Origin of the sequence: Aphanizomenon flos-aquae FACHB-1287, assembly GCF_014698755.1 — a bacterium.
GTDB classification, from domain to species: Bacteria; Cyanobacteriota; Cyanobacteriia; order Cyanobacteriales; family Nostocaceae; genus Dolichospermum; species Dolichospermum flosaquae.
In genome coordinates, this window is the sequence record NZ_JACJTO010000069.1 from 1 (window position 1) to 10,085 (window position 10,085).

Annotated in this window: 13 protein-coding genes; 10 read left to right on the plus strand and 3 right to left on the minus strand. The window is 36.1% G+C overall.

The window, feature by feature from the left end; all coding sequences use genetic code 11:
* Positions 1 to 270: 270 nt before the first annotated feature.
* Complete coding sequence (locus H6G44_RS19455) at positions 271 to 1,173, minus strand: alpha/beta fold hydrolase (protein ID WP_190388212.1); 903 nt, start codon at positions 1,171 to 1,173, stop codon at positions 271 to 273.
* Between the two features lie 2 nt (positions 1,174 to 1,175).
* Positions 1,176 to 1,676: a HugZ family pyridoxamine 5'-phosphate oxidase gene (locus H6G44_RS19460; protein WP_190388215.1), complete on the minus strand. Its 501-nt coding sequence runs from the start codon at positions 1,674 to 1,676 to the stop codon at positions 1,176 to 1,178.
* A gap of 195 nt (positions 1,677 to 1,871) precedes the next feature.
* Here H6G44_RS19460 and H6G44_RS19465 point away from each other — a divergent pair, with 195 nt between their 5' ends.
* From H6G44_RS19465 to H6G44_RS19485, 5 genes are all read left to right on the plus strand, one after another.
* Positions 1,872 to 3,356, plus strand: a complete 1,485-nt coding sequence (locus H6G44_RS19465) for a CIA30 family protein (protein ID WP_190388211.1) — start codon at positions 1,872 to 1,874, stop codon at positions 3,354 to 3,356.
* A 100-nt stretch (positions 3,357 to 3,456) separates the two neighbouring features.
* Complete coding sequence (locus H6G44_RS19470; protein WP_242031811.1) at positions 3,457 to 3,762, plus strand: hypothetical protein; 306 nt, start codon at positions 3,457 to 3,459, stop codon at positions 3,760 to 3,762.
* Positions 3,752 to 4,153: a GFA family protein gene (locus H6G44_RS19475; protein ID WP_190388210.1), complete on the plus strand. Its 402-nt coding sequence runs from the start codon at positions 3,752 to 3,754 to the stop codon at positions 4,151 to 4,153. The genes H6G44_RS19470 and H6G44_RS19475 overlap by 11 nt, the downstream gene beginning before the upstream one ends.
* Before the next feature lie 48 nt (positions 4,154 to 4,201).
* Entirely contained in the window at positions 4,202 to 4,636 is a 435-nt protein-coding gene (locus tag H6G44_RS19480) for a CAAD domain-containing protein (protein WP_311138837.1), read from the plus strand.
* Positions 4,637 to 4,847: 211 nt separating this feature from the next.
* A complete protein-coding gene (locus H6G44_RS19485) occupies positions 4,848 to 5,222 on the plus strand; it encodes a hypothetical protein (protein WP_190388208.1) in 375 nt (124 codons plus the stop codon).
* On the opposite strand, the gene H6G44_RS19490 is transcribed toward H6G44_RS19485, so the two are convergent.
* Positions 5,219 to 5,827, minus strand: coding sequence for a Uma2 family endonuclease (locus tag H6G44_RS19490; RefSeq protein ID WP_190388207.1), 609 nt, complete (start codon positions 5,825 to 5,827; stop codon positions 5,219 to 5,221). The genes H6G44_RS19485 and H6G44_RS19490 overlap by 4 nt on opposite strands.
* 234 nt (positions 5,828 to 6,061) lie before the next feature.
* On the opposite strand from H6G44_RS19490, the gene hemC reads away from it, so the two are divergent.
* From hemC to H6G44_RS19515, 5 genes are all read left to right on the plus strand, one after another.
* Entirely contained in the window at positions 6,062 to 7,030 is a 969-nt protein-coding gene (hemC, locus tag H6G44_RS19495; protein WP_190388206.1) for a hydroxymethylbilane synthase, read from the plus strand.
* Positions 7,031 to 7,166: 136 nt separating this feature from the next.
* On the plus strand, positions 7,167 to 8,582 hold the full coding sequence (gene glgA, locus H6G44_RS19500; RefSeq protein ID WP_190388205.1) for a glycogen synthase GlgA: 1,416 nt from the start codon (positions 7,167 to 7,169) through the stop codon (positions 8,580 to 8,582).
* Between the two features lie 244 nt (positions 8,583 to 8,826).
* On the plus strand, positions 8,827 to 9,174 hold the full coding sequence (locus H6G44_RS20685) for a deaminase domain-containing protein (protein WP_190388204.1): 348 nt from the start codon (positions 8,827 to 8,829) through the stop codon (positions 9,172 to 9,174).
* Positions 9,175 to 9,188: 14 nt separating this feature from the next.
* Positions 9,189 to 9,653, plus strand: coding sequence for an SMI1/KNR4 family protein (locus tag H6G44_RS19510; RefSeq protein WP_242031809.1), 465 nt, complete (start codon positions 9,189 to 9,191; stop codon positions 9,651 to 9,653).
* 91 nt (positions 9,654 to 9,744) lie between these two features.
* Entirely contained in the window at positions 9,745 to 9,984 is a 240-nt protein-coding gene (locus tag H6G44_RS19515) for a hypothetical protein (RefSeq protein ID WP_242031808.1), read from the plus strand.
* The last annotated feature ends 101 nt before the right edge of the window (positions 9,985 to 10,085 follow it).

Sequence of the window (10,085 nt, forward strand, 5' to 3'; positions counted from 1 at the left end):
AAGATGTTAGATAAATTCCGCTATCTTCAAGCTTGTATGTGTCAACAAATCAGTTATGTTCATTGGATGGAAGATATTATGAAATGTTGACATTTTTACCCTTGATAATACTACTATACTTAAATATGTAAAGTTTTGTAACGACATTCAACATTTCTGATTCCGTCTAATGAAAATAACTGATTTGTTGACAGATATAAGCTGGGTATAAACTTGAGTGGAATACAGTTAGAAAATCACAAACTCCGTTCTTTATTTCCCTTGATTATATTATATTCCAGCGATAAATGCTATATATTTCTGCAATATTCCTATAACAACTGCTGGTATTTCTAAATGGGGAAGAATTCCTGTATCAGGTATTGTGTGAAAAGCTGTAATTGCACCAGGATTTAGACTTGCTAATCGTCGTCCTAATTGCATATTTGTAAATTGTGCTTTTTCACCCCATAATATTACAGTAGAAACTTGAAGTTGCTGAATATATAAACTCAAATCAAAATAAAGATTCCCCCGTAAAAAAGATAAAGCTGCAAATTTAGCTTGGTATTGTTGTGCAGAATTTAAATAAGCTGATACCATTTCTTGAGTGACTCTTTCTGGGTTAGCAAAAAGAAAACTTTGCAAAAAATTTCTAACTGCAATTTCATTTTCTGCACCCAAAGCATAAATTAAATTATCTAGCAATGGGGTATTAATTAAAGAAAGCGGTAATCTTCTTCCTGTACCTTCTCCAAAATCATTAAAACCTGAAGGACAAACTAAAAATAAAGCTGTGAATAAATCGGGATAAGTAATAGCGAGACGAATAGTTAAAGCCGCAGTTAAAGAAGATGCTACTACAGTTACAGGTTGATTACAGGTTTGAGTTATAAACTCAATAATTGTCGTTAAATAATCTTCAATTTGATAATCTCGCACTGGGTGAGCAGACTTTCCCCAACCAATTAAATCTGGGGCTAAAATTCGATAATTTGACGCATAAGCTGGGTAAATTTTCGACCATTCATAAGCAGATGCACCTCCACCGAAATTATGTAAAAATAATAATGGTGGTAAATTTTGATCTTTGACATTTTCCCAAGGGTCACTAATTTGGGTATAATAAACCATTGACCCCAAAGATGTATGAATGAACTTACTACCAAACCCAGGAGGTTGAAATTGCAGCATAATTATGAAAGTGACTCTTTAGTAATTTGGACAAGTTGATTTATATTATCACTACTAATATTATAAGCAGTCCCGAACCCAATAACAAAACGTCCGGTATGGGGTGTAAGTTGCAAAATCCGAAAATCAGGTAAACTGCGTAATGTAGAAATTAATTCTCCAAAACGAATTTCAAATTTATCAACAATTTCTTGCCATTTTTCAGTTTCTCTGGTTATCAAAGTTGTGGTACAATCAAAATTTAACCGCCGACGGGCAAAAATTTGTTTAGTTTTAATTTCATCATCAATAAATAAAACACTCACAAAAGGATGATTATGAATATTTTGGGTGTGAGTAGCTAGTCCACTCACATAAATGTAGATATTTTTATTATTGTCCATAATGAAAGGAGCATAACTAGCATGAGGGATTCCCTGTTTATTCACTGTACTAATGATAATACTATTAAATTCTTCTGGGAATTTCTCATATTCGGCTTGGGCTTTAGTAAATTGATTGATCATGATTGATAATTATTTATTTTAACGAACCACAGAGGACACGGAGGACACGGAGGAGGAGAAAAGGAGATATTGGGTTATAGTAACAGATTTGCTTTGGGACTTTTATATTATATCAAGAAGTTGATATTTTATCTACTATATACACAAAAAGTTGATACAATAAAACTAAAGTATGGTGGTTACATAGTATTTATGAATAACAACAATCGTTCTCAATGGGATTTATGTAGGTTCATCAAAACTCTAACTTACTTTGAAGTATTTCCGGTTCTTAACTGGATACAAAAACTTTTTCAAGGTAGTCCTAAAGATAATCAAGATAGACCGAAAGAAGGAAGAAATATGGCTGTAATTCTAGTAGCTGGTGCGACTGGTGGGGTCGGTAAACGAGTTGTGAAAAAATTGGTAGCACAGGGTTATTATGTGCGTTGCTTAGTTCGAGATATTGAAAAAGCGCGGCCAATTCTGGGTGATGATATTGATTTGGTAGTTGGGGATATTACGAAACCAGAGACTTTAACAAATTTAGTTATGGCTAATATTCAAGCTGTAATTTGTTGTACAGCAGTGCGTGTACAACCTGTGGAGGGAGATACACCAGATAGAGCTAAATATAATCAAGGTGTGAAATTTTATCTACCGGAAATTGTCGGGGATACTCCAGAAAATGTTGAATATAAAGGTGTGAAAAATTTAGTAGAAACGGCCAAAAAATATCTAGTTCCTGTTGATAAAAAAACCATATTTGATTTTACTAAACCATCAGATGAAATCAAAAATATCTGGGGTGCTTTAGATGATGTCGTTATGGGTGGTGTTAGTTCTAGTAGTTTCCAAATTAGGGAAAATACAGCAGTATTTACAGGTAATGTTTCTACTGCTAATTCCGGTGGTTTTGCTTCTGTAAGAACTAAGAATTTTTCACATTTACTTGATTTATCCGGTTATCAAGGTGTGAAATTACGGGTTAAGGGTGACGGTCAACGTTATAAAATATTTTTACGCACAGAATCAACTTGGGACGGTGTTGGTTATAGCTATTCCTTTGATACTGTTGCTAATAATTGGCTTGATATTCAGATTCCTTTTACAGATTTGTTCGGTGTATTTCGCGCAAAAATTGTTAAGGAATGTCCACCAATGGATATTAGTAAAGTTTGTTCTTTACAATTAATGTTGAGTAAGTTTGAATATGATGGTGCTTTAAATCCTGCATTTAATCCGGGTATTTTCGCGTTGGAAGTTGAATCAATTCAAGCTTATGGTGGAGAAACTTTACCTCAATTTATATTAATTAGTTCTGCTGGGGTGACTCGTCCAGGAAGACCAGGAATTAATTTAGATGAAGAACCTCCAGCAGTGAGATTAAATGACCAATTGGGAGGAATTTTAACTTGGAAGTTGCGAGGAGAAGAAAGTTTGAAAGCTAGTGGGATTCCTTATACAATTATTAGACCTTGTGCGTTAACAGAAACAGTAGGAGGAAAGGAACTAATATTTGCACAAGGTGATAATATCAAAGGAAAAGTTAGCCGTGATGATATTGCAGAAATTTGTGTCCAAGCAATTAAAGAACCAAAGGCAAAAAATCTAACTTTTGAAGTTAAGGAAGGTGAAATGGCTGTTAATAATCCAGATTGGAAAAAGCTATTTTCTGCTTTACAAGCTGATAAGTAAAGATTAATTATGGAATTTGTTGGGTTTCCTTTGTCAACCCAACCTACATTTTTTTGATAATATGATGTTAAGAAGATTGCTCATAACTGGGATTTGTGTGATGATTGTTTGGAGTGGTATTCTATTGAAAACTGCTTTACCACAACAAGTTGATTTCCGTGTTAATAATTTAGAATCTGATGTTAGAAGTTTACAATTACGCTTACAACAACTTGAGTTAATGGTTAGTAAAAATAATCAATTACCTGCTGCTAATAATTTACAAATTTCTCCTAATTTGAGACAGAATTTATCAGAACAAGAAAAAATGTTTAATAAGTTAGCAACCTTAGTAATTGAATTAAACCAGAAAATTAATAAACTCACAATTCGAGTTAATCAACTGGAGAAAATTCATGTCAAGTAAATATAAATCAGTTACTTATGAAGGTGGTTGTCATTGTGGTGCGGTGCGATTTCAGGTAGTAGTTAATAATCATAAAGTTGATGATTGCAATTGTTCAATTTGTGTTAAAAAAGGATTTCTGCATTTAATTGTTACCCAAGAACAGTTTAATTTACTGCAAGGGGAAGATGTTTTAAAAACCTACAAATTTAATACAGGAGTCGCACAACATAAATTTTGCGGAATTTGTGGAATTCATGCCTTTTATATTCCCCGTAGTCACCCTGATTGTATTGATGTTAATGTGCGTTGTTTAGATGGAAATGTAATTGAAAATTTTGAAATTATGCCTTTTGATGGTGCAAATTGGGAGGAAAATATTCATAAGCTAAACAGAGGTGTGATAATTTAATTATATCCATTCACTTGTTGAAAATTTTGTAATTCCTAAATGATAACTATGATGGAAACTCAAGCACAGCAACCAATACCAGGAAATTCTCCTTCACCACAGGATATTTTATCTTTTTCAGGTGAAAATAATCGCAGTTTACCAAAACTCTCTGCTACTGAAGAAATAGAACCTCAATGGCAGCAAATTGGTAAACAAATTATTGAATTTTTAAACAAACTGCCAGAGTATTTAGGCAGTATTGTTAACAACAATAAACAGGGGTTAATTACCTTAGTTTTAATTTTATCAGCTTTAGTTACAGTTAAAGTAGCAATGGCATTACTAGATTCTGTAAATGATTTACCGTTGCTACAACCGATTTTTGAGTTGATTGGTCTATTTTACTCTTGCTGGTTTGCTTTCCGTTATCTCCTCAAATTTGAGACTCGGCAAGAATTATTCCATAAATTTAACTCTTTTAAACAAAAATCTTTAGGATAAAGGTTTTTAGAGTTACTAAAATGTAGGCTAAATTATAACTGACCTGCATTTTATTTTCTATTTTAGAATGTAAAATCTATCTATAGATAGAGAAGTTCTATCAAAGTTTTATCAGTAATTATTCCTGAAGATAGTATCTTTATCTGCTAGAAAATTCTAATCTAGTTTCTGTGATACTGAAAAAGCAAAAAGGGCTAAAAGGGCTAATTATATGAAAGAAAAGATTAGCATAGATACTTATGATCGGGGCATAATTCCTGCGGAAACGGCAGCAAGAATCAAACGAGAGGGAGTGAATTATAAACACTTACCTACAGAAGAAGATACTGCAAGTGCTTCCACCAATGACCAAACTAATATAAGCAGTATTCGGACAACAGATGGTTATACCATGGACAAAGAGGGGTTATTGAATAATTATGCTGTTGAACCGGAAATGTATTATGAAGTTCCTGGTGATGCGCGGGAAGTAGCAGCAGAAGAAAAAGCAGAACGCCTACAGGAATTGCGAGAAATTAACGCCGATAAAACAGGTCTATTAACAGAGGATTTTGATAAAAGAGGTAGAGGACCAGGAATGATCTAATTTACCATTTCTTTGATTTTCTCTCGAAATTCTAAAGCTGCATCTAAAGGATCATCTGCGACTACATATTTTGCCAAGATTGACAAATCTAAGTTTGGTAATAATTCACTTTTTGCCACCAATTCATAACTTTCATCCCGCAAATGATAAACGGCAAATTGATTGTTTTGAAAAAACCAAACTTCTGCCACGGCTAATCTTTTGTAAACTTCTAATTTATCAATTCCCCCACTGGTGACTACAACTTCAATGGCAAGATCAGGAACTTCTTTTTCTGTGCCTATACAGTAGGATTCATCTGGTTCTACTCCTCCTCCTTTCGCTTGTTTACGGAAGGTGGTAGAACCAAGGGGAAAATAGCGGATGCGTTTTTCTTGAAAGTAAATTTCCAGCAAAGATCCGATAATTGTTTTGCGAATTTCATGGCGACGACTTGGTGACATTAATTCTATGACTCCATCTAAATATGTAACTCTATATTGGAGGCTATCACCCAAATCATTGAGTAAAACTTCATAATTGTTCCAATTAACACCAGTGATAGTTTGCCGTTCTTCTGGATCTTCGGCTTGTAATAGTTCAGATAATTCTGGAAGTAAAAGCATAGAATTTCCTAATACCGAATTATTGCTACATTGATTATATTCTAATTTCCAGATCCTCGACTTCTTAAAAAAGTTGGGGATCTATTTCTGCCGATTTGGCAAAATTGTCAATAAATGTAACGCTGCTGATAAATAAAATCTTTCTGAGAATTAGTCTGATCTAATCCGGTAAGTCACTCCCTGCGGTAGTCTAGATAAATGTTAATTTATCGCCTGGTTTGACAAAATAGTTTTATGACCTCAGTTTCTAGTCCTCCGCGCACTATTCGCATTGGTTCACGTAAAAGCCAATTAGCTCTAGTTCAAACATACTGGGTACAAGCCCAACTCCAGAAAAGCTTTCCCGATATTACTTTTGAAGTTCATACCATGTCGACCCAAGGAGACAAAATCCTTGACGTAGCTTTGGCTAAAATTGGCGATAAGGGACTATTCACCAAAGAATTGGAATTGAGCATGATCAATAAAGAGATTGATTTTGCTGTGCATTCTCTCAAGGATCTCCCAACTAATTTACCAGCAGGTTTGACATTAGCGGCGATTACAGAGCGGGAAAACCCCGCAGACGCGGTGGTGCTGCATGAAAAGTATAAAGGTGAAAAACTTGAGACTTTACCCCCAGGTGTGGTAATTGGCACTTCCTCTTTACGAAGATTAGCGCAATTGCGTCATCAGTTCCCCCATTTTACTTTTAAGGATGTACGGGGAAACTTAATTACACGCATGGCAAAACTGGATGCAGGTGAGTATGATGCTTTAATTTTAGCGGTTGCTGGTTTAGAAAGATTGGAAATGAGCGATCGCATCCATCAAGTTTTGACTCCTGAAATCTCCCTCCACGCCGTCGGACAAGGTGCTTTAGGGATAGAATGCCGCGCCGATGATACGGAGGTAATTGCCTTACTTAAAGCTATTGAACACCCGCAAACACGCGATCGCTGTTTAGCAGAAAGATCATTTTTACGAGTTTTAGAAGGTGGTTGTCAAGTTCCTATCGGTGTAAATACTGCCATTAATGGTCATGAATTAACTTTAAAAGGTCTTGTTGCCAGCGTTGATGGTCAACAAATAGTTAAAGATACTGTCATAGGTGCGACTGCTGATGCCGAAAAGTTAGGCGCGGAACTAGCCAGTATTCTCAGGAAACAAGGTGCTACAGAAATCTTAGAAAAAATCTTTACTGAGATTCAACGAGGATCATAGGGTGATAGGTTATAGGTGACAGGTGACAGGTGACAGCCAAGAGAAGAGAAGAGAGTTTAATTGCCCAATCACCAATCACCAATCACCAATTACCAATCACCAATCACCAATTACCAATTACCAATTACCAATTACCATGAAAATTTTATTTGTGGCAGCAGAAGCCGCCCCCATTGCTAAAATTGGCGGTATGGGGGATGTTGTAGGTGCATTACCCAAATTCTTGAGAGAAATGGGTCATGATGTACGGATATTTTTGCCTTATTATGGCTTTGTTCCCGACAAAATGGCAGTTCCTAAAGAACCCATTTGGAAAGGATCTGCCATGTTCGAGGATTTTGCAGTTTACGAAAGTGTCCTCCCTGGAACTGATGTTCCCTTGTATTTATTTGGACATTCTGCCTTTGTACCTCGGCGGGTTTATGGTGGGGAAGATGAAGATTGGAGATTTACCTTATTTGCTAATGGTGCGGCGGAGTTTTGCTGGAATTACTGGAAACCGGAAATTGTTCATTGTCATGATTGGCACACAGGAATGTTACCTGTATGGTTGAATCAATCTCCAGATATTACCAGTGTTTTCACCATTCACAACCTCGCTTATCAAGGACCTTGGCGGTGGTATTTAGAGAAAATTACTTGGTGTCCCTGGTATATGCAAGGACACAATACAATGGCGGCGGCAGTCCAGTTTGCTGATAAAGTAAATACAGTTTCTCCAACCTACGCAGAACAAATCAAAACGCCTACCTATGGTGAACAAATAGAAGGTTTATTATCTTTTATTGGCGGTAAATTATCAGGGATAATCAACGGTATAGATACTGAAATTTACGATCCAGCTAATGATAAATACATCACCCAAACCTTTACTATAGATACCCTTGATCAACGCAAAGCTAATAAAATAGCTCTACAAGAAGAAGTAGGTTTAGAAGTTAATTCTAATGCCTTTCTCATCGGTATGGTGACAAGGTTGGTAGAGCAGAAAGGGATGGATTTAGTATTACAAATCCTTGACCGTTTCATGGCTTATACAGATGCTCAATTTGTGCTTTTAGGAACAGGCGATCGCTCCTATGAAACCCAAATGTGGCAACTTGCATCCCGTTATCCTGGACGTATGGCCACCTATCTACTATACAATGATGCCCTTTCTCGTCGTATTTACGCTGGTACAGATGCGTTTTTAATGCCGAGCCGCTTTGAACCTTGTGGAATCAGCCAGATGATGGCTTTGCGTTATGGTTCTGTTCCCATTGTCCGTCGAACAGGGGGATTAGTTGATACTGTCAGTCACTATGATCCTGTCAATGAAGCGGGTACAGGTTATTGCTTTGACCGCTATGAACCCCTAGATCTCTTTACCTGCATGATACGCGCTTGGGAGGGTTTCCGTTTCAAACCTCAATGGCAAGAATTGCAAAAACGGGGGATGAGTGAAAACTTCAGTTGGTATGAATCCGCTAAAGAGTACGATAAACTTTATCGTTCTATCTATAGTCTACCAGATTTAGAGCCAGAACCGGAAGTAACTCCAGAAACCGTTTAAGGTGTTGTAGAAAGTTGGAATTTTAGACAATACAGCGGTTTCCGCTCTTATGAGATACAAAGTTGAATCATCAAACTCTTGTGGTGCGGGCATCTTGCCCGCTAGATATGTACCTCATAACACTGGGAAGTGCTGTATTGATCGGGTGTTTATCTGGAATACCCCTTTTTAATACACGATAGTATAGAATTAAAAAAAGATGGATTAGCTAGAGCGCGTCGCATAAATTCGCAAAATTTGTAACGTGCCAGCACCAGATCGAAGTGTTGCTATTGCTAGAGTATGGGTAGATGAGACGTTTTCTGAGCTATTTGCTTTTAGTGGTAAGCTGTTGCGAGAAGGAGCGGTTGGTTTACCCAATCAACCGATGTTTCAAGCCTTTGATGTTGGTGGACACCGAAGAGACTTAGACTCGGAGTACAAAATATTAGAAGCGATCGCCGAAAAGTATACAAATACTAGAGAAGTAAAGGGTAAAATTGAATTATTTACAGAAAGAGAGCCATGTGATTCGTGTGAGTATGTCATGAAGCAGTTCAGGCAAACTTTCCCGAACATTCAGCTAAATGTATACCGCGGAAACATTGCATAAAGGAGTCCGTAGAAATGTCAATTTGCAATTTACCCACACGACTTAATCTTATTTCTAATGAGAATGATCTTTCCCCATGTTCAGATTTGGAAATAATTCAACTTGAACGACAACAAGGCATTAATCTGCCCAGCACTTACAAAGACTTTCTCAAGATAATGGGACATGGGGCAGGTAAGTTTTTACGTGGTTCAGATTGCTTTTATCAGCATTTGCCAAAAATTCAAGAATGGGCTAAACAACTTTTAGTAGAAAATGATTTTCCTCAAACTTTACCAGAGGATGCTTTTGTATTTTTCATGCACCAGGGATATCAGTTCAGCTTTTTCAGACTTTCAGAAGGTGATAATCCGCCAACTTATTCATATTGTGAAGGACAAGAAGAGCCTTATTTTGTCAAAAATCATGATCAGTTTAGTGACTTTTTATCTGTGGAGATCAATCTTTATTTAAAGTCTTTGATGCTGATAGCAAGTTAGATATTAGCTAAATAAACAAAATTATGGTTCAAAGTTTTTTTGTCTGAATCAGGATTTCCAGAATTTAAGGATTTACAGGATGGGAATTTTTATGATTAAAGATGTAATGATTGACAATCAGTTCAATTCTGAGATAGATTGGGAATATCCAGAAGCATCCCAAGAGTTGCAGGTAGATAAACAAAATAATGGTTCAGATTATATTCATCTTTATGTTGATGATATAGAGGGTGATTGGCTAGAAAATTGGGATTGGGAAGATGATTTAACAGATTATATTGATACTTTTTATCATCATTGTGAAGTTTATGAACATGAGCAGAAGTGTTGAATGTTAAGAAAAGCCTGATAAAAATAGCCAAAAATATGTTAAATTTTGGGCGAAGGATTAAAATATTTTGATTAACCATGATCATAAACTCATTTCCCAAG

What these genes read in the sequence shown, in the direction of transcription:
- H6G44_RS19455 (WP_190388212.1), bottom strand. Translation starts at nt 1,173, where the DNA reads ATGCTGCAATTTCAACCTCCTGGGTTTGGTAGTAAGTTCATTCATACA.
- H6G44_RS19465 (WP_190388211.1), top strand. Translation starts at nt 1,872, where the DNA reads ATGAATAACAACAATCGTTCTCAATGGGATTTATGTAGGTTCATCAAA.
- H6G44_RS19470 (WP_242031811.1), top strand. Translation starts at nt 3,457, where the DNA reads ATGATTGTTTGGAGTGGTATTCTATTGAAAACTGCTTTACCACAACAA.
- H6G44_RS19475 (WP_190388210.1), top strand. Translation starts at nt 3,752, where the DNA reads ATGTCAAGTAAATATAAATCAGTTACTTATGAAGGTGGTTGTCATTGT.
- H6G44_RS19480 (WP_311138837.1), top strand. Translation starts at nt 4,202, where the DNA reads ATGATGGAAACTCAAGCACAGCAACCAATACCAGGAAATTCTCCTTCA.
- H6G44_RS19485 (WP_190388208.1), top strand. Translation starts at nt 4,848, where the DNA reads ATGAAAGAAAAGATTAGCATAGATACTTATGATCGGGGCATAATTCCT.
- H6G44_RS19490 (WP_190388207.1), bottom strand. Translation starts at nt 5,827, where the DNA reads ATGCTTTTACTTCCAGAATTATCTGAACTATTACAAGCCGAAGATCCA.
- hemC (WP_190388206.1), top strand. Translation starts at nt 6,062, where the DNA reads ATGACCTCAGTTTCTAGTCCTCCGCGCACTATTCGCATTGGTTCACGT.
- glgA (WP_190388205.1), top strand. Translation starts at nt 7,167, where the DNA reads ATGAAAATTTTATTTGTGGCAGCAGAAGCCGCCCCCATTGCTAAAATT.
- H6G44_RS19510 (WP_242031809.1), top strand. Translation starts at nt 9,189, where the DNA reads ATGTCAATTTGCAATTTACCCACACGACTTAATCTTATTTCTAATGAG.
- H6G44_RS19515 (WP_242031808.1), top strand. Translation starts at nt 9,745, where the DNA reads ATGATTAAAGATGTAATGATTGACAATCAGTTCAATTCTGAGATAGAT.